The sequence below is a fragment of the Solibacillus sp. R5-41 genome (assembly GCF_002736105.1).
GTDB lineage: Bacteria > Bacillota > Bacilli > Bacillales_A > Planococcaceae > Solibacillus.
The window spans coordinates 605,859-627,943 of the sequence record NZ_CP024123.1 but is presented as its reverse complement, the minus strand read 5'-3'; the positions used below and the strand labels follow the sequence as shown (position 1 = coordinate 627,943).

At 37.2% G+C, this 22,085-nt stretch carries 9 protein-coding genes and 1 pseudogene; all 10 read right to left on the bottom strand.

What is annotated here, in order from left to right:
- Positions 1-35 precede the first annotated feature (35 nt).
- The 10 genes and pseudogenes from CSE16_RS02865 to CSE16_RS02820 all read right to left on the bottom strand — a co-directional run bounded on the left by CSE16_RS02865 (position 36) and on the right by CSE16_RS02820 (position 21,938).
- A pseudogene (locus tag CSE16_RS02865) lies at positions 36-1,186 on the bottom strand (IS3 family transposase).
- A 233-nt stretch (positions 1,187-1,419) separates the two neighbouring features.
- Positions 1,420-2,334, bottom strand: coding sequence for a C40 family peptidase (locus tag CSE16_RS02860; protein WP_099422481.1), 915 nt, complete (start codon positions 2,332-2,334; stop codon positions 1,420-1,422).
- Between the two features lie 541 nt (positions 2,335-2,875).
- Positions 2,876-6,889, bottom strand: coding sequence for a coiled-coil domain-containing protein (locus CSE16_RS02855; protein ID WP_099422480.1), 4,014 nt, complete (start codon positions 6,887-6,889; stop codon positions 2,876-2,878).
- A 227-nt stretch (positions 6,890-7,116) separates the two neighbouring features.
- A complete protein-coding gene (locus tag CSE16_RS02850) occupies positions 7,117-8,967 on the bottom strand; it encodes an N-acetylmuramoyl-L-alanine amidase (RefSeq protein ID WP_099422479.1) in 1,851 nt (616 codons plus the stop codon).
- Between the two features lie 105 nt (positions 8,968-9,072).
- Positions 9,073-10,155 carry a CAP and S-layer homology domain-containing protein gene (locus CSE16_RS02845; protein WP_172954348.1) on the bottom strand — a complete coding sequence of 361 codons (1,083 nt, stop codon included), beginning with the start codon at positions 10,153-10,155 and terminating at the stop codon, positions 9,073-9,075.
- 191 nt (positions 10,156-10,346) lie between these two features.
- On the bottom strand, positions 10,347-12,839 hold the full coding sequence (locus tag CSE16_RS02840; RefSeq protein WP_253896154.1) for an S-layer homology domain-containing protein: 2,493 nt from the start codon (positions 12,837-12,839) through the stop codon (positions 10,347-10,349).
- A 271-nt stretch (positions 12,840-13,110) separates the two neighbouring features.
- On the bottom strand, positions 13,111-15,201 hold the full coding sequence (locus CSE16_RS02835) for a stalk domain-containing protein (protein ID WP_099422476.1): 2,091 nt from the start codon (positions 15,199-15,201) through the stop codon (positions 13,111-13,113).
- A gap of 113 nt (positions 15,202-15,314) precedes the next feature.
- Entirely contained in the window at positions 15,315-16,430 is a 1,116-nt protein-coding gene (locus CSE16_RS02830; protein WP_099422475.1) for a phosphodiester glycosidase family protein, read from the bottom strand.
- Positions 16,431-16,641: 211 nt separating this feature from the next.
- Entirely contained in the window at positions 16,642-19,443 is a 2,802-nt protein-coding gene (locus tag CSE16_RS02825) for an S-layer homology domain-containing protein (RefSeq protein WP_099422474.1), read from the bottom strand.
- A 665-nt stretch (positions 19,444-20,108) separates the two neighbouring features.
- On the bottom strand, positions 20,109-21,938 hold the full coding sequence (locus tag CSE16_RS02820) for an SH3 domain-containing protein (RefSeq protein WP_099422473.1): 1,830 nt from the start codon (positions 21,936-21,938) through the stop codon (positions 20,109-20,111).
- Positions 21,939-22,085: the final 147 nt, after the last annotated feature.

Sequence of the window (22,085 nt, the reverse complement as noted above, 5' to 3'; positions counted from 1 at the left end):
GACCCCCGTATATAAGACAGAGGTCAAAAAAGAATTTATCCAACCAGTTGTCGGTATTGAACCGGCGACTGGTTGTTTAATTTCGCCTGTATTCGGATATAGTTATAATACTTTATATAGTCATTGTCAGTTTGTTCTACGATTGCAGTCGTAGTATTCCTTAAACTGTCTAAGTAGAATGTTTCAGACTTTAATGCAGAATGAAACGATTCAATTGGGGCATTATCAGCGGGCGTACCTTTACGGGACATGCTCATGGTAATGCCTTTTCCTTTAACAGCTTATTGATACCGATAAGATGTGTACACCGAGCCTTGGTCACTATGCAGGATACACCCTTCGGGCAAATTATCTAGTTGGGATAAGGTATTCAACACGAAATCAGTATCTTGGCAATCACCAATCGAATAAGCAATAATCTCGCCATTATATAAATCTTGAATACTTGAAAGATACAATTGTTTCTGACCAAATGGCAAGTAAGTAATATCGGTTACGAGTCTCTGTAGAGGTACCGTTGCCTCAAAATCACGATTCAATAAATTAGCTGCGATATAATAGGGTTGTCCAGTTTGTTTACGTTTTTTCACTTTCACTCGACACTGCCAACTATATTTTTGCATAATACGTTGTACGACCTTATGATTCACACATATTTCTCGACGTAAGAGCGCAGTAATTTTCCGGTAACCATATCGAAATTTATGTTCACGGCAGAGTTCACCAATACGTCGCTCAATTGCTTGACGAGACCTTGCATCAGTAGATGCCTGTTTCCAACGATAATAAGTAGATCGTGCAATCCCTAAGTGTGTACATATATCCTTCACACACATTGTTTCTTTCAGTGTCTCTACTAACTGTACAGCTACTTCTCCAACCACTTCCTCTCCAACTCTGCGTACTTTTTTAAAACCTCAATCTGTTGCTTTAAATAACGGTTTTCCACTTCTAATTTTTTTTGTTCATTCTCATATTCCGGTCCTTTATCAAAGGTATACTGTTTACCTACAGGTTGTTCAAATCGATGTATTTCTCCGTTTTTATACCAACGCATCCATGTATCCACTTGGGTTTTATTCCGAATATTTAATTCCATTAAAACCTGTTTCGTTGGTACACCCGCTAATCGCATTTCAATAGCCTTCATTTTCACTTCGTAAGGATAACTAACTCTTGTTCCCATAAAAAAACACCTCCTAATTGAATTTTAGGTATCTAAACCCGAATTCAATCGAAGATGCTTTTTTTATTTGTCTATACTTTTGGGGTCAATCCCTTTAGCGACTTAGGTTTTTTTAATTGATTCTTCACCTGATTTCTATTTTTATAAACTAAAAAGATGATCCCCAACTCGTGGGAATCATCCTTTTAGTATTACTATATATGAATATAAATTTTCTCTATGCACAGATACCTTTATTGGATGCGGTTAATGAAAGTTGTTAAGTCCGTTAGCTTCACATTATCATTAATGCCGAATGTGCCATCACCTTTACCCATTGTGATGCCGTTTGATGCTAAAACAGAAATATCATTTGAAGCATAGTGAGATTTAGAAACATCAGTAAATGTCTTGAAATCACCCTTTTGCTCTAAATTAAATGCAGCTACTAAAACCTTTGCTAATTGTGCACGTGTAAATGGAGAACTTGGATTGAATTTTCCATTTTCATCGCCTGTAAATACGCCCATTTTATGTAATGCTGTTACTGCTCCAGCATGCTTTGAAGTAGATTTAACGTCTGCAAATGGTGAGTTTTTATCCGATGTATCTAGACCCATTGCTTTTGCTAACTGGATTGCTACTTCACCACGAGATGCATAAACCGAAAAGTCTATTGCTGCATCTTTTACTTCACCTGTGGATGCTACCACTTTACTACCATCAAAACTTGCTACACGTTTCGCGCCGATATAGCGTTTTGCCCAATAAGAAGAATTTAATTTAGCCACTGTTACACCTGTGCTTGTCCCAGCATGAATGAATTCGTTATTACCTAAATAAATCCCTACGTGTGAAACACTACCCGTAGTATTAAAGAACACTAAGTCGCCCGTTTTTAAATTGGCTTTTGAAACGGCTGTCCCTTGTTTATACTGCTCAGCAGCTGTACGGTTTAAGTCATGGCCAAGCTTGCTAAAAACGATGCTCGTATACCCTGAACAGTCTAAACCTTTTGCTGTAGTACCTCCATATACATAAGGTACCCCAATATAATCATATGCTACTGTTGTTAATTCTGAAGTTGATGCTGCTTGTGCTGTATTTGTATCCGTCCCTGCAAAAATCATAAACGCTGCAAAGATCGGTAATAAAATTCTTTTTTTCACGATTCAATGAAACTCCCTTCGAAAACCAGGTTTTTTAACCTACAAATAGAGTATCATATATTATCGCACTGTAATTTTTCACTTATGTAACAGTTCCGCGCAATCTCTCAATAAAACACTTTAACGAAATTTATGCATTAAGTAGAGATTTAACGAATAAAGAACAGAATTTCTACCATCAAATCCGTCACCGTAATATTACTGTAATATAACAAACTATAATTTACCATATAACACGATGAAAATGGATAATTTTCTGAATGACATATTTATCATGACAAGATATGTAGGATAAAATTTCACGAGGATGATCTGCATCCGCAAAGAATTTATGCAAAACTGCCCGAAAAGTAGTTCTATCCGTTAGATTTGATTTTCTATCTGACACTTTCGACTTTCTATTTTTCTAAGCAAAAAATGTCCCCCACGAAAACTGGTGCATTAAATACAAAAAGCCATCGTTCCCCAACTTTAATTTTGGGAACGATGGCTACTATCATGTTGGACTTACTCTTGCACAAAACTCATCTAAAACAAATAATTATAGCCCTAATTCAAATACATAGTTTTGTAATAAATTATAATTGGCAATGAGTAATTTTTGCTCTTCCGTTAGTTTATCATAAGCTTTCAGTGCAGATTTTGTTTTGGATTCGAACGTACGCAAACTCGGATCGATTTCCTCGATTTGTTTTATTACGGATTTGGCAACCTTTATATCTTTTTCAGCTTGCTTTAAAATATCGTAGTTCATCACTTGACGCTTTGAACCAGATGGAAGTTCTTTGTACGCCGCGGCTGCCTTTTCTACATCCTCAACATACGTGCTAGAGCTTCTTGATAATGAAGCAATAATATTCGTCACTTTTTGAATTTCCGTCACATCTAATTGCGATTCCTGTAATTTGTAATAGTTTGTTACTTTTAACTTTTCATCACTTGATAGACGGTCATACGCTAACTTTGCCGCCTCTAAGTTACCTAAATAGTATTTATCACTAGGCTTTAATTTGTCGATTAACTGATAGACATAAATGACATTCGATAAGTTAGAATATTTGTCGATGTTCGTTACATAGCTCATTTGCTTCGAGTCTAGCTTTTTCAACGCTTTGTTCACTTTATCAAATTGACGACTTAAATCGTTGCGCGGGTTGCTTAAGCCTTCAATCTCATCAATCGCGACTTCTACTGGCTTTATATACTTTTCTTGCGATTTTAACTCATCTATTAATGTAACTGCTTTTTTATTTGTAGAACTTAATGCTTTGTATGCTTGGCTTGCTTCTTTTACTTTTGCAATAAACTCTTTCGGTGAGACTGAATTTAAATCGCGAATTAATGCATCAACACTTGCTCCACCTGAAACATTCAGTTCATGGTCTTTTAGCACCGATATATTCGAAATTTTTGCCTGTTGATCGGCTGGTAATGCATCATACATCGCACGAGCGGCTTGCGTATCCGCTACAAACGTTTTGCTCGATGATTTAATGTTGTTAATCGCATTCATTACATTGAATAATGCTTTTAACTCACCAGTTAATTTCGCGCTGTTTAATAATAAACCGCGCTCTGCAAGTGTAAGCTTTTCGTAGGCCTTTTCTGCACTTTTATATTTTGAAATAAAGGTACGTGCATTCGATGGATCAAGCAATATAATGCTCGCATCTAATGTTAAAACAGGCTTTACTGCGCGCTCACGGTTCGTTAAATCTTTGTAGTTCGTCACAAGTTTTTGCTGCGATTTATCTAAAGCATCATATGCATTGCGGGCCGCTGTCAATTTTTCAATATAGTTATCCGCTGTTGGAATCGCTTCTTTAATTAATGCCACGACCTTTTCAGCACTTGTCATATTGTCTTCTGCACCCGTTAATTTTGAATAATTATGAACTAACGCTTGTTCAGCTGGTGTAAGGGCATCGTATTCCGCACGAATTGCCGCCGTTTCAGCTTGATACGTTTTACTACCAACCTTTAACTTATCAATACGATCAATTAAGCTCGCTACCTTTAATACAGGCTGTAATTTTGTCGTGTAATTATACACATTTTCCTGTTGCTTCTTTGTTAGCTTTTGGTACGCCTTTTCAGCATCAAGTACTTTTTTAGAGAACGATTTATCTGTATTGGCAGGTAGTTTTTCAATCATTGTAAACACGTTTAATGACGCCTTATAGTCCTTTTCAAGAGCTGTTAATAATGCAGCATTCGTTACACTGCGTTTCATTGTTGAATCCATCGCCTTATATTCAGCCGTTAATAACGCAAGCTCATCCATAAAGGCCTGCCCTGTTTTTGAGCTAAGTGCGTTAATTTTGTCCACCATCGTATTAGCAGAAGCGATAATTTTTTGGAACGTCTCCAATTTCGGACCATATTCTTTTAGTAAACGTTCTTTTGCACTCGTTGGCTTGTCTAAAAGCGATGTGTTCGCCGTTAATGTTTTGAATGTTTGCTCAGCAGTCGTTACCTTTTCGCGGAAATCCTTCGCTGATGTACTGATGCCATCAATGTCGAGCATCAATTGGGCAACTTGCAGAAACTCCTGTAATTTAATGTAATTATCCACTAGGTTTTTTAAGTCTGTTGGTATTTTTTCATATGCTGCATTAGCCGCTATTACTTTTTTAGCAAAATCCTTTGCACCAAAATCAATCTTTTCAATTAAATTAACGACATTTAATACAGATTTATATTGGCTTTCTATTGCAGTTAATACCGCATAATTCTTCACTAATTTTTTTCCATTTGCTGAAAGTGCATCATAATCTATTCTTATGTTTGCTAATTCGGCTAAACTGATTGTATTTTTCACTGCCAAAATTCGTTCATCAATTTTCGTAGCTAAGTCTTTTTCACTAACTAAATTGTCTAGTTTCGTTTGTAATAAAGCTTTCATGGCTACTAAATTCGGTTGGTCTGCCGCCGTCAATCCAGTTGAAGCTAATGAATCCCATGTAGCAAGCTTTGCCGTTGCATCTGTTAAATCGGTTGCATATGTTGTACTTGTACTATTCAATGTCATAATGGCTGCGGCGATTTCCATATAAGGTGTTAGCCCGTTTAAACGTGCACGATTCGTTACAAGTGGCTGATCGGTTGGAGACATTTTCGAATAGCCTGCAATCGCTGTTTTTGTTTTTGTAATAAAGTTTGTAACATCTTTTTCCGCTAAAGCAGTTGTTGAAATGTCGTTAATTTGCTTAATGACACCATTCGCGGAAGAATTGGACTTTTCCCATGCAGCGAGTAAATCTAGATCACCCTTTTTTACATATTTGCGGTCAGTTGCTGATAAAGCGTTATATGCTGCGCGGGCTTCTGGTGTTGCGGAAGTTGCATTGTCAATCGTAATGGCCATAATTTGCTTTTCGATTTCTTTTGCTTTTTCAACACCCTTTTCCATTTCAATTAATTTACTTGTATTGGATACTAAATTCTTTAAATCCGTGCCAAGCGCATTGTATGCCGTTCCTACTTCCAATAATTTTTCTCGGAATTGATCGGAATTAACCGCCATTTTCGCTAAGCTATCAATGTCATCCATCATAGCTATTACTTTGATAAAATCAGCTACTTCATCATAGTTCTTAACTAATGCCTTTTGGAAATCATTGAGTGCTGCATAACTATTTTGAATCGCTGACATTTTTGAACGGAATGTTGTCGGTGTTGTAGGTGGGTTGCTAACCATATCTTTGATTGCATTTTCAACCGCTACTGCTTTGGATAAATCCGTTTCAGCATTTTTAATCGTATTTTCAACGTTCACATTATTTTCGACGATTTGAATTTTCGTTAGTGCTTTTATTTGCGATTCAAGTACGTTAAATGCTGCACGCGCCTCTGTCACCTCAGTTTCAAACGCTTTTTTATCAACAGGTTTAGCTTCTTTCACTGCTAGAAGAGGAGTGATGAAATCTGTAATAAATTCTTGTACAGGCTCAATAGCTGACACTTTATTTTCTAAGTTCGTTAAACTTACCTTTGTCACCATTGCCTCAATAAATTCGTCCGTGCCGGTGCTTTTAAAATATTTTAATGTTGATAAGAAATCTGTTGCATTTAAAGGTGAACTTTCTGCTGCCGCGGATACTTTATCCAAGCTCGCTGTAAATTCTTTATGTAGCTGTACACGCGCCTCTTCCGCTTTTTCCGTTTCGGCAATTATATTGGTGTTGGTGTTCGTTAATTTATTTATTGCTATTTCTAAACTTTTTGCCGTTTTTTTATGAACTTGATATTCCTCTAAATACGTTAATTTCGCATCAATTAACGCAAGTAAATTATCATTTGCGGCATTAAGTAAATCTTTTTCAGCCTGACTCAAAGTATCGTATTTTTTTCTTTCAACAGCTACGGTTTCAGCACTTGCTTCCTCATTGACCCCCTTAAAGCTTGCCAATAAACTCTCCACCGTTGACGCTGCCACAACATTATACGGTATTGCTGATGCATTTAAAATCTTGTTCGCTTCATTGGCGTGAGCAACTGCTCCAGGTACTAATAACAGCCCTGTCAAAACCCTAATCTGTACATTTTTTTTCATCTTGTCATTCCTTCCTACTATAGGCTAATTATCATAACTTGGTATTTATTATCGAACCTCTTTGTCATCCCCGGAGATTGGTGATGAACCCCACTATATGTAACCTAGAAATTTCTTACTATTAATATCGGTCTAGAGAGCTATTGTTTAAGTAAACTTCTATGCATTCTCTTTACTACCAATCAAAAAAGTCACCCGATCCAAAATGAATAGGGTGACTTTTGAAGTTACTTTCTTCCGTAATACTCCACAATCCCATTATAAATAGACTGTGCAAACGTTTCGATGTACTGATCACTCAGTAACTTTGTACGATCTTCTTCATTACTTACAAATCCTAGTTCCACTAAGACAGCTGGAATTTTTAAATTTTTGATGACAACAAAGTCTGCACGCTTCACTCCACGATTCGACATGCTCGCATTTTTAACGATTTCGTTATTAATATTCGTCGCTAAAACGAGGTCCTCTTTTTCGTTTTCATTCGAAGTAACACTATAATACGTTTCTGTCCCTTTGGCAGAAGTGCTCGTTGCTGAATTGGCATGAATACTAACAAACATTTCGCCATAATTATTCGTTGCAAACTTATGGCGATCATCAAGTGATGGATACGTATCCCCAGTTCGTGTCATCAATACTTTCGCACCATCTGCTTCTAACTTTTGCTGCACTAATTGACTTACTTTAAACACAATGGACTTTTCAACGGCTTGACCACTCATCGTTCCAGGGTCTTTTCCACCATGTCCTGGGTCGATTATAATTATGCGATCCTTCACTGGGTTTTCCGTCGTATTTTTCAAACGGACAAATCGTTTATCCACATAGCCTACTGTACCTTGATGGTCAATTTCTACCCAATGACCTGCGAATGAAAGGACATTAACGCTCGTACCTCGATCAATTTTCCCGAGTGAAGTAGCGCTTGCTGAATCACTTTCACGGATATTTAAACCATTTACCGTCGCAATTGCAATTGTTTCTGTATCCGTTGTCGGAATTTCGATAGGTTGTTCTGTCGGTTGTTCCGGTGTTTCTTCTGTTGGTTTTCCCGGTTTTACCTCAACTGGTTTTTCCGGTTTTACTTCAGTCGGATTTTCGGGTTTTACTTCTGTTGGTTTTTCTGGCTTAACTTCAACTGGCTGTTCCGGCTTTTCCTCAACCGGCTTTTCAGGTGTTCCTTCAACAGGTTGTTGCGCTGTTTTAGTAAATTCTTTCGCCACAAATGCATATTGACCATTATAAGATATTTTCAGCCAATACCCTTGCTCCTCAAATACAGAAAGCGCCTTCCCTGTATTTACCTTCCCCAAAATGTTTGTTGCATTGTCACTGGAAGCACTTGAACGTACATTTAAATTATCCACCGCTACAAATACTTTACCGATTGCATCCGATTCATTCGGAACGTGGACTCCTTGAACAGGAAGGTCTAGGCGATACTTATCCGATGAAGCGCGCGCAACGAATGATGAAAATTGCGCACGTGTCACAGGGTCCTTCGCGCTATACTTTGTCGAATTGGCTGTCCCATTCGTTATTCCATTATAGTAAATCGCCGCAATATATTTATAGTACGGATCATTTGCTGCGACATCATTAAACGGCAGCGATAATTTTTCAGTTTGCTCAATGTTTAATTGAAAGGCAGTTGCCAATACTTTACTCATTTCATTACGAGTAAGTGGTGTTTTCGGTGCAAATTTCCCAGGCGAATATTCGCTGAAATAGCCTAGCTTCACTGCACGCTCCACATAACCTGACAATGCCGCACTTTTCTTTAAGTCAATATCTGAAAACGATGATTTCGTTACGACTAATGGCTTTTCACCTGTTGCCACAACGACCATCTTAGCAGCCTGTCCGCGCGTTACTGAATCAGATGGCTTGAAAACTCGTTTACCGTTTTCGATCGAGCCCTCCAAAACGCCTAATTCGATCAAGTATTGAATTTCATCATAGGCCGGATGTGATGAAGCAAGATCCGTAAAAGTAATCGATGCTTGTACATTTTGAACATTAAATAGTGAAAACAAAAGTATAACTACTAAAAAACTAATTTTTTTAAATGACACACAATGAACCTCCCCCAACAGATTATTAATTTACATTTTATCAAAAAATAGCGAAAAATACACTAGATTTGGATATAATAACCTTTAAGGTTCGTATAAAGTTTGCTATTTTTTTGCAAATAAATTGACGATATACAGATTTCCGTCATTTGCTTGCTTTACGCCGATGCCGGTTGTTGTGTAGTGCGCATTTAATAAATTTTTACGATGCGATGGTGATGCAAGCCAGGCATCAACCGTTTGCTCAGGTGTTTTAAAGTTTCTCGCTAAATTTTCGGCAAAGCTTACATATTCATAGTCAAAAAGTGTGGCCATATCCCATGGGTCGCCATAAAAAGGCGACGTATGATCAAAATATCTACGTTTGATCATGTCCTGGGCTTTAATAATGGCTAACTGATTGAGCGCCGGATCTTGCGTTAGGGGATTTAGTCCTTTGCTTACTCGAATTTCATTAATATACTTCACGACAAGATTCGACCAATTTTTATGGACAGATGTAGTTGTAATATAATCTTTCGCCAAATAATCATACACAAGGTTATAGTTACTAAGCTGCTCTGTAAATTGAATGCCGCGCATCGTTAATTGAGCAAGCTGTGCACGTGTCACATTTGTTCGAGGGCTAAATTCCTTCGTTGTAACACCCTTAATAATTCCCGTATCTGCAAGCGACTCTACATAATCCTTTGCCCAATGCTTTTTCGGTATATCAATAAAAGAAGCTTTATTTTTCTGATCGATTTCTATTTTAAAGGCGAGTGAAAGAATTTTAGAAATTTGATCTCGCTGTACAGGCTCCCCTGGATACATCCAAGCGTCGTCATGAATAACACCTAGTTCGGCCATTTTCCGAATTTCCTTGTAATACGGATGCGAGACGGGCACATCTTTTGCCTTCAATGGAAAGTTCGATTCCAGTGAAACTCCTGTCGCGCGGGCAATCACGGCAATCGTCTCTGCCCGGGAAACCATCTCATTCGGTTTGATTTTCCCGTTGGTTGGACCATCTAATACGCCCATTTCAATGAGTTGCACTAAATCCTTCGCAGCCCAATGTGACTTACTTAAATCCTCATAATAATGCATTGCTAAAACATTCGGACTTTGCGCATTGACCGGCAAGAGCGGAACAGATTGTCCAAGCAATGCCGTTAGCACACTTATAATCACAATTTTTTTTATCATCATAACCCACCTATTTGTGAAAAATAATCTTATACTACCGAATATTACCATAAAAACTATCCTTTGGCTCTAAATCACAAACTTGAGTGGATATAATTTCTATGAAAATGAAAATTGAGTTGTCTATTAACAAAAATAACGTACCATTTTGACTTTATATCAAAACAGTACGTTATTCTTTTATCTCTCTATTATTCTAACATTTTCGATAAAAATGTCGCAAATTCTGCGCGTGAAATATGTTGGTCTGGACGGAAAGTATTGTCAGGATATCCGCCCGTTAATTGATTGTAATAAACCGTTTGAATCGCTTCATATGCCCAATGTGATTTTTTCACATCTTTGAATGGCAATTCTTTCGTACCCGTTAAGTTATACGCACGCTTTAAAATCGTCGCCATTTCCGCACGAGTTAGCTTATCATCTGGACTGAACTTGCTTGCTTCGCGTCCTGTAATAATCCCTTTTTCAGAAACAGCGGCAATCGCATCGTAGGCGAAGTGATTGCTCTTCACATCCGTAAAGCTTGGATTTTTCGTTTTAGTAAGCCCTAAATCACGCGCAATAATTGTTGCCGCCTCTGCACGTGTAATCGTACTATCCGGCTTAAATGTACCATTTGGATACCCTTTAATTAATTCCTTATTGTTTAGAAGTTCGATTGTCGAACTTGCCCAATGGGAAGCTTTCACATCTGTATACATTAATTCCTTATAATTTTCCGCATATACTGCTTGTAATTTATCAAAATATACGACGCCACGATTATGATTCGATGCATTCGGTTCCGTTAAATAAATTCGGTCAAATTGAATTGGGAATGAAAGATTTTGTGGAATAGTCGCTGTAACATACTTCCAACCTGTCCAATTCAATCCACCTTGAGCTGTAAAGTCAACGGTATGCTTTGCTCCATGACTATCAATCACATTCGCTCTTAACCAATGATTCCCCGCATCTCCATAAACCCATACGCCTAATTGTTTTGGTGCACCCGCAATTGCGATCGGTGTATTTGCCGCAGCATAAACGGCTTTTGTTCCTGTATCAGCTGACGTAAAGTCATACGTTAATTTCAATGATGATGAACCTTCACGAAATGGCTCAACTTTCGATGCATTGCCGATTGTTGCCTTCGCTTTTGCAGCGCTCGCAGTCCACGCCGTTGCATTGTCAAATGAATCTAGTAAATCAACTGCTTCAGGTGCTTTTGTTACTTGCACAGCTACTTCCGTACGCACACCCTCATATACAGCTACAATTTTACCATTTCCAGCTTTAGTCGCTTTGAACGTATTCCCTTCAATTTGGCCAATCCCCCCTTCAACCGTCCATGTTACGTTTTCAGGTTGAATGGCAACAGGATTTAAAAATTCATCATAGCCTAATGAAGCATTTAAATTTGTCGTTGTTTCAATCGCCATTTGTTTCGCAACACCACCAATTGTGATCGCTTTTAGCTTACCTGGAGGTGCGGAGTTAATGACATTTAGCGTTGCAGAAACCCTTCTTTCACTACCACCTGATGGACGATTTACCAATGAAGGTGCTTCCTCCCCTGGATTTCTTATTACCATCGTCGTCGAGCCACCACCGTCTAAATTAATCGCCGAGTGCGCGCCCTTTGAAATTAAATACGATGCTAAATCCGGTAAATTTGTTCCATTACTATACCCTTCTTGACGGCCATCTACAGTAACTAAAAATACTTTTTTGCCCGTCGCATCAACCGCCACTGCAGTACGATCGCTTCTTGTTTTCGCAAACCCTTCTGATTGTGGCATCGAAATATTCACTTTGCCATCTTTCACAAGTAATGGACCTGCCGCCAAAATAAATTTCGCATTCATCCATTTTTCATCAATTGCTAAATTTACTTGAATCGGTGCTCCTACTTCAAGCGTTTCAAATTGACTTGCTAGCTCTTTATTTTGAATCGAAATAACAAATCCATCTGCTGGAACTGCCGAATTACCTGTTTGTCCATATTGCGTAACGCTTGCTACTGTCCCTGTAATAACATCGCCAAAACTTAATGTTTCCGTATTTTTCGATGCACCGGTTACAACAATTTCAAGTCCCCAGTTATTCGTGTTCGTAGATGCTTCACTTGCAGTATATAAAACTGTTTTATTTGCAGTTCTTTCATAGTTAATACGATCAATTGGATGTTTCGCACCGTTTACAGTGAACGAAACATCTGTCGTATAGTAATCTGCAATCGCTTTACCAGATTGCGAAACGCCAAAAGCTACTGGCTGTTGCGTCGGACTATTGGCTGTTTCACCTAATATTCCATAATTCACGATGACATTATTATTCACTAATAAATTTAATGGCGAACCATTTCCCGCAAAGTAGGCAGCATTTGTCGCACCTACTACTCGGTGTCCTTCATAATTATTCGCTTTCGCTATGTTTGTCGTTGTTTTTAATGAATTGATTGGATTCGGTAAGCCGATTTCCAATGATGTGTAGCTATTCGCTAAATCAATATGTAAGTAATTGACTACTTCTTTTAAATTATTCGATTGGTATCTTTCTTGGAAATACGTCACTCCGGGTGAAATTACCTTTTCATTTGTATCTATTTTAGTGTCAAATGCTGCTGACACGCTTGCTGTATGTATGGAAATTTGTAAAAATAACAAGGCAATTCCCATGTATAATATTCTCTTAAACAATTTATTTTCTCCCCTATTTCTATAGTTTTCCCTTCAACGAATATATCATAATTCAGTCTGGAAAAGGTTGATTTATTAAAATTGAAACATTAGTAACTCAAATTTAATAACTTCCACTAGGGATTCTGTATTAAATATTGGGGCTAGCCGTCTGAATAGTAGGTCTATCCAACACTTTCCACTTCCTATCCGTCTGCCTCCATAAATCCCGAAAAAAAAACATGCAATTTTGACAAATGCCAAAATCACATGTTTTCCACTTAACTCTTCCTTATCGTGTTTCTACATATACCGCTACTGGAAGGTTACTGCCTCCAGCATGGATGATTTCTAAGTTAATCGTATCTGATTTTTTTGAAGTTCGTAATACAGGAAGTTGTACAAATTCCTCACCTGGCTTAAGTGTTGGGATTAAGAATGTTTTTCCATTCATTTTGACCGCACCACTGTAAACACCACCACGACCTGCGATTTTTACTAATACGTATTTCAGCTTACCAGATGGATTTTCAACCGGAATATCCACCTTATACGTCATACCAAAATGACCTGGGTTACCCACTGTTCCATCCATCTTATCCAATGAATTTTCGGCAGTTAGTAAATGGTCTGTTTTACCATTTGATATGTTATAGCCTACTTGCTCTGTATCCACTGTATATGTCGGTAATGTTACTTTTAATGACGAACTTGGCCATACGCCGCGTGGATGTGCTGCATACGGATTGATTGGCACTACTGGTGAATGAATCGACGCTAAATCTGCATGTTCTTCTAAACTGATTACTGTACGCACGATATAGCTACCGGCTTCGCCATTCACTTTTCGCACATCAAAATCATGCGTAAATCCAAGTAAATAATCCACACCAAGGTCATACGAATCAATTACTTTTGTTTCACCAGGTGCAAGTGTAAATGTTTTTTCCATTGCATCGGCTAAAGTGTTTGTTAAGACTGCATCCGATAAAGGTAATCCGACATCAAACGTGCTCCAACTGTTACTCGTAACTTGTGACATCCCTTTTGAATTCGTTACCTCTAGGCTCGAAGTATCTGATGTGTTTTGAATTGTAATGGCAATCGAAGCTCTTTCCCCAAGCTTGTTAATATGCCATCCATAAACACGGTGTTCTTTACTATTTGTTAACCCTTGTACTTTATATTCCGACAACGTTTCATTCGCTTTCGAAATACGGTCGGGCGTCAATTCTTCTGGGTTATCACTCACTAGTAACTCACGATTCCCATCCAATGAAACGTTTTCCACTAATTGTGGGACCTTTAAAAAACCATATGATTTTTCTAAAAAGTCACTCGTCAACATGTAGTCATACATTGAAATATACATCGTATTTGACTCGGCTACATAACGTAGAGAGCCACCATTTTTAAATGAATCCACAATAAATTTCACTGGCACATACATTTTCCCAGATTGCATAAATGGTATTTCTGCACCTTTATACAACTCATCATTTACAAAAATGCGATCACTACCAGCTGTAAATGCAAAATGTAATCCTGAAATCGTTAAATCTAAGCTGTCTTCATCCGACCATTGTTCATAACTGTTTTGAAGATGTTCCGCAAAATAAGTAGATGGGATATACATACGCCCACCTTTATTAATAATCGGATCGTTCATCACAATCTTTTTATTATTCATATATAATGTATATTGAATTTGTGGAATTTCTGGAACTTCAGGTGTTGGATTTTCTTCCTCATCTTCCAAGTCGTTTAATATTACTTCAACAACTTGCTGTTCTTCATCCCAAAAAACGCGACCATCTGAATTTTCACTTACAAAACGCATAGGAATATATGTGCGGTCTTTATGGACAATCGGCGCCACAGAAACTTGCACTTTATTACCATTCACTAATGCCGTTTTTGAATTAATCGTTAAATCAATCGTTTGATTATTGCGGACACTGCTCGCCATTTTCTTTGCTTGATCCCAAGAAACTGTTGCACCGATCGCTTCATAAAAATCTCTCATCGGTAAAAGTAGATGTCCTGATTCATTTAGGATTGGATCTTTAAACAGAACCACTTCTCCATTTATAATGATCGTTACATTATTTTTTTCAACTAACTTTCTTTGGATACTGCTTTTTTCAACTGTTGTTTTTTTTACAGTTGTTTTTTCTCCACTTGTTTGCTCAACGCTGTTTTCTTCAACATTTGTTTTCTCAACACCATTTTCTTCAACACTTGTTGTTTCAACGCTGTTCTCATCAACGCTTATTGTCTCAACACTATTTTCTTCACCAATTGTATCTGCGTAACTTAGTTCATTATTTGTAACAAAAAACGTCACAAAGGCTAAAATAAGTACTGTAAACCATTTTTTCATTGTTCCTTTGCTCCTCACTCCATTTAAAATTCTTTTCCATCATATCATAGTCAACTCGAGAGATGAAATGAATCCTTGTATTTTTTCCTTATTTTGGTTTAATACGCAGTTATTTACTTGACCATTAACATAACCGCAATGTCGCGACCTGGTGTTGTTAAATACTTACCGTTTACAAATAAACCGCTTGACGCACCACCATCAAAATTCATTGCATCAACCGCGCCCAATTGCTTCATAATAGAAGCGAGCTGTTGAATCGTTGCACCTGATGTTGTCACAAATATAATTTGTCGATCTTTTAAAATTCCAATGGCACTTCTCGCACCTGGTGAACTTAAAATTTTATGACTATTGAATCCTTCTGCTTGTGGATTTAATGTCACGACTCCATTTGTTACCAAACGCGGGCCGATTTGCAAAGCTTCTTGAATGTTGCCTTGCTGAAATAACTCCATAAACTGTGATCCCGGTAAAATCCCAGCCTCTCCGTCCTTCGAATAATAAAAGACAGAGAACTTAGGATCGAATACTTTTACGCGTTCACCATTCATCACAAGTCCGTTATAAACTGTGCGATAACTATTATTTGTATAAGCATCAAAATAATTTCCATTGATAGCGACTACTGCTTGATTCGCTTTGGCAATCGATGCTAATTTACCAACCGAGCCCAATTTATTATTTGCTAGTTCCACATGAAGCGATGTATTTGGCGCTAATAAATTGACAGAAACAACATTAACCGAAAGATTTTTCCCTCCAGCATTGAGGCTTTTTTTCGTAACAGATACTTTTTGTCTATTTACAACCGCTTCCTTGTAAGCCGAAATTTTATATGTATTTTCTCCAACTTGATATGATACTTGTCGGTTAACTTGATCCCATGCCATAGGAACATCAAATAAAAACGCCACTTCTCTTACAGGTACATAAACGGCATTGTGAACCATTTTTGGCTGTGTATCCATTTGCTTTAAAACGACGCCACTTTTCTTAATCACTTTACTACCCATTGTTAACGTATAGATTTTATCTATTGTTACAATTTTTTTCTGATTATCCCACTCAACAGGTACAGAAAACGTATCAGCAACCATACGTAATGGTACAAGTGTACGATTCGTTCCCTCTTCAATTACGCCATACGAACTTGCTTCTGTTTGATAACCTGTTGCGCCTAGACTCACTAGCACAATTAAAAATGCAACTACTATTTTTTTCATCATTACTTACTTCCTCCATCTACTTAATCCTTCCATTATAATGCATATTTACAGGATTAACCTGAAAAATATGGGAATATTACTCTTTAATAATTATACTTAGTAAATCTTAACTTTATCAAGCCGCTCAATGTGAAAAAAAGAAAAGCTCTACACGGAAAAATTCCATGTAGAGCTTTTAAAATTTAATAATAAATAAATTAATTACTATTTATTATTGAGCTACAGTGATAGCTGTTGGTACAGTAAGTTTGTTTCCTACAGCGTCTTTGATATCAACAGTTGTTGCAGCAGATAATGATAAGCCTTTAGCTAAATCAGCAGCTGTTACAGCAGTACCTAAAGTTAATTCAAGTACATTACCTGTTGAAGTTGTAGCAGTTGTTACAGTAGTCTTAACAGCTTCTCCACCTACATTAAGTACGAAGTCTACCGCCGTACCATCAGTTACGTTTTCAGAGAAAGTAACTTTAATAGTGTTAACTGCAGTTAATTTAGCAGTAGTTACTGTTGGAAGAATATTTTCGTTTAATGGTGCAGATACAACAGTTTGAGTATCCATTGCTACCGTACCGTCTAATTTCTTAACCTCTTTAACTGTTACGTTACGGATACCAGTGAAAGTGTTTGAATTAGCTTTTAATTTTAATGTAATAACATTTGTCTTAGATGAAGCAGCAGTAGCTGATTCAACAACTGCGCCATCAACTGTATAGTTAGCTGCTGTTGTAGCAGTTGCTAAGTCTACATTACCATCAAAAGTTACTGTAACTTGGTCATTTGTAGCTCCTGGAGTTACTGAAGTTACAGCTACTTTACCAGCAGCAGCAGCAGTACCGTCTGCAACTAATTTGAAATCAGCAGTAGTGCTGTCAACAGCTACACCTGTTTCACTTTTTACATTTGCAAAAGTAACATCTAAGTCATAAGTTGCACCTACATTATAAGATGCAGCGTTATCTAATAAAGTAGATAAAGCAACGCGAATTACTTTTTTGTCAGTTTTAGATTTGTAAGAAACAGCTGCTGATTTATCAACTGCTACAGTTACGAAATCTTTTACTTGAGTACCTTTAACAGTTACTTTTGATGTATCGTCAATTGCAACATTTTTATCAAATGTAATTTCTAAATATTGCTTACCATCAGTAGCATCTTGTACTACAGCTGATTTTGTAGGTTTTGCTGCTACTACGTCTTTAACAAATGTATAAACTTTGCTGAATGCAGCACCAGTTTCACCACTTAAATCAGTGTAACCATCTACCGAGATAGTAGTAGCTCCATCAAGAACTTCAGTTGTTTTAACTACGTACTTAGTTTTATCAGCAGTATCTTGTACTACATTTGCAGTATCTAGCGTAGTAGTACCTACTTTAATTGTAGGATTTGCAATTAATTGCTCAGAAAATTTAACTGTAAATTCTTTTGCACCAGTTTGAGTTACAACAGATACTGTCGGTGCTACACCGTCTTTAGCACCTTTTGCAAAAGTAACTGAAGCTGGGTTAGGAGTTAATAAGTTATGGTTTTGATCTTGTACACCAACGAAAGTTGCTGTTACATTAACACCAGTTGCAAGGTCTTTACCGTTAACTTGTGCTTTTGTAAGATCATAAATTACGCTTGAATCACCAGCAACAAATGCTGTTTTTTCTTGGATTCCAGTAACAGCTGTACCATCTTCAAGTTTGAATGAAACTGTCCCTAATGTTTTAACTGGTTCAGAGAAAGTAACTTTAACTAAGTTAGCAGATACTTTTTCAGTTCCTGTAATTACCGGAGCAGTTTTATCTGCTTCAATTGTAAGCATTTGTTTGTGCTCTTTAAGGTTTTTACCGTCAGTTGATTTTAAACCTTTAACAGTGAAGTCATAGCGTTTTTCTAAAACTGTAGCAGTTGTAAGAACTAATGTTTTACCATCTTCGCTTAATTCACCGCCAATAATAGAAACCGGTCCGTTTGTCTCTAAAGATTTGATTGTAACTGTATCAGCTGTTGCTAAAGCTCCGCTAATACCGTTTTTGAATAATGTATCTTTATCGACAGCTTTAGAGAATTTAATTTCTACTTGAGTTGCATTCTTAGCAGAGATTGATTGAACTGTTAATTCTTTCGCCGCTTCTTCTACTTTAGCGATTTTTTCTTCAGTTACTTTTACTAATTCTGTAGCTTTAGTAATTGTAACTTGAACTTTCGCTGCGTCATCAGTAGTAATTGCTGCCGCTTTTACAGCCGCATCTAATGCAGCTTGTGTTGTAGTGATTGCTGTTTTTGCAGTAGCTACTGCAGCTTTTGTTTCCGCGATTGTTTCAATTTTCACTTCAACATTTAATGCTTTAGTTGCTTTTTCTAAGTCAGATACTGCGTTTGCTAATTCACCAGCAAAATCAACTTCAACAGAGTCCATTGCACGTTTGAACATTACAGCAAATTCTTGACGAGTAATTGAATCATTAGCCGCTAATTTACCGTCTTTACCGTTAATTACACCGTTTGCTACTGCAGTTGATAAGTACTCTTCAGACCATTTACCAGATACAGTTTTAGCATCCGAGAATGAAGATAAATCAGCTTCACCTGTTAAACCGTAAGCTTCAACGATCATTTTAGCCGCTTCTGCACGAGTTAAGTTAGCTTTAGGAGCGAATAAACCTGCGCCTTTACCGTTTACGATACCTGCATTTGATACTGCAACGATTGGGCCATAGTACCAATCTTTTTCAGATACGTCTTTGAAATCTTCAGTACCTTCTTCAGATAATTTTAAAGCAGCTGTGAACATTTTTGCTGCTTCTGCACGAGTAATGTTACCACGTGGGTTGAATGAACCATCTGGGTTACCACCGATTACTTCTTGTTCTGATAAGAAGTTTACTGCGTCTGTAGCCCAAGGTGCGATTTTATCAGCATCTGTAAAGTTAGAAGCTGAAGCTACTGGTACGATTGCTGAAGCTACTAATGCAGCTGTTGCAGTTGTTGCAAAAAGTTTGCGGCTTTTATTAATTTTTGACATGGAAAATTTCCTCCTAATATGCTCATTATCTGAATCAACTAAAATAGTGATTACAAATAGCTTTGTAGTTGAGCCATTACCTATTCTTTTGTCTTATGTATTTTAAGAGAAAATGACGGGTTAATGCTTGCTCTAAAATTACGTAACTATAAATAATTATAGAATATGTAATTTCAATTGATTATAACATAGAGTTGGTACTTTTATGTTAAATAAATATTACAAGTAGTCCAATTTTATGAATTTTGTTATAAAATTACCATAATAAGTGGAAGTGTTGGAATATATATATTTTATATCACATTATTTCCATGGATGTTATAAACCTAAAATTGTTTAATTTTGTTTAACATACAATTTGTTACAATCTATAGAGTTTTTTTATAAATTAATAGACAAACTTGGTCTGTCTCCAAAACTCAAGTTAACTTTCATGAAATTTCGTCATCCTCAACAAATAATTACGAACCTAAATTTTTATTAGTTGATAAGTTATGCAGTTGAATAAAAATTCACCCTTTTCAGAGGATGTACTGTTGAATCAAAACATCCCCACTCTTCTTTTGTGAGGAAGAGCGGGGATGTTTTTCTCTATTTGATTATTACTGATTATCATCTTTTCCATATCTTTGGGCAGGAGAGGGATATACTCCACTAATCTATCATCACGTTTTTTTTCGATAAATATAATAGCTCGCTGAGGCAGCCCCAATTAGAATCACCATTCCAGCTGATAATAATCCCCATAAAATAGATGGCCCTTGTGGCTTGGCTTGCCTCGGCTCTACGTCACGCGTATTTCTAGTTGCAGCTTCTACAACGAGTGGCTCTTGTTCCCCTGATGTTACTTGCTGCTCTGCAACAAATTTTTGTACTAGATCCAATGAATTCTCATATGGTTTGTACTGATCAACATTCAAACCTTCAATCTGTTCTACTGTATCAATATATACCCATTTTATACCCGACTTAAATGGCAGGCGTTTTAACAGGACATATCCTTCATTTACCTTCTCACCAGCAATTAACACATTTTCATTCATTTCAGAAACGGCAATATCAATCGGCATTTCATAATCCACAAATTGCAGTGCATCATAGCCCGGGTCGAACGATTCAATGCCGATAAGTTGACGATAGTTATACGTTTTCAACTGCTCCCCTGGCCCTTCAACAGGAAACTCATATGTCTGCTCGTCAAGATAACGGAAATCAATCGATGCAAGATTATTGAATTCCTCGGTGTTGATTTTGACACCATAGAAATCATAAATGACCGCATCAATTGGTGCTCGCTCAAAATAGTGCATCCCTTCTTGCACAAACTCCACGTCACTTTTGGCGAAATAGCTCCTATCATAACCGGGTAAGCCATTGATTATACCCTTTTCCAAGTTTTTCACATAAGTCGCTGCATTACGTTGGATAGCTTGCCCATAAGGAATTTCCAATTGAAGCGATTGTGCTAATTTTAACTTTAGCTCGTCAAGCCCCGCGATTCCATCAATCTGTTTTTTATCTGACAGCACATTTAGCGCTAAATCAAGAATTTCTTGCTTGGTGCGCTCTACTTTATATGAAAAATCCGTCGTTAAAGAGGCCGATTGATAATCATCGCTATAAATAATTTTGGCACCCTTTACCTTTTCATAGTAGGCAAATAGTTCATCAAACTCCTTTTCCAATAAAGTAGTCGTTTTCCCTTCACGAGATAATGAATATTTATCCTGATAGATCGTTTCACCAAAATCATTTGTTGATTTGCCACCAAAGTAATCTTTCGAAACAATTTGTTCATGTGTTAGCGTCAGTTCTTCGATTTGTTTATTCCCCGACTGCACAATATAGTACGAATTCAAATATGTATTTGTAGCAATTTCAAATGAATTTTTTCCTCCGCTTACCTCATAATAATCCGTTTTCGCCTGGTCATTTAAATCGGCTAATGGATACTTTTTCTCTGTGTTCTTTTGTGCATGATGAAACAAATAATGATCCGTTGAATTTTTTAAAACGGTTAGCCCGTACTTTAAATTCTTTTGATAAATAATGGTCTCCCCACTATAAATTGTTGCAGTATATTGACCTTTTGAAGGGTTCGAATCACTCACAATATATAGGTCCTCAATCCCGTCTTGCGTAAAATCTGCAACGAATGCATAAATAAGATCCTGCGCCTTATCCAGTTGCTTATAATACGTTGAGTAAATCGGCAATAAATCATGGTCAAATGGTTTTAATGCTTCACTTTTCACCCAACCAAGACGACCATTATAATCAATTTTCGTCCAACTCTCTTCCTGACGAACTAACGATACACGCGTCCCCTGCTTTAATGTCATAATTTTCATCCCATTTGCATCCGCGCTCGCAGTCATGACTGTTCCGTCCTCAGGAACTACCGTGTAGTACTTTATTTCTTCAGCCAATGTTCGAGGTACAAAACTAACGCCAACCAAAATAACCGCTAACACTAGTATGACTAACTTCTTCATCGTATTCTTCAACTCATTTCTTCTATGTACGTATTCATAATTTTAACAAAAATCAAAGAGAACGTGTGAGGAGAATTTAGGAACAGTGGAATAGAATAAAAGGAAATTCAATACAGGGCTTTAGTATCGGTTTTCAGTCCCAATGAA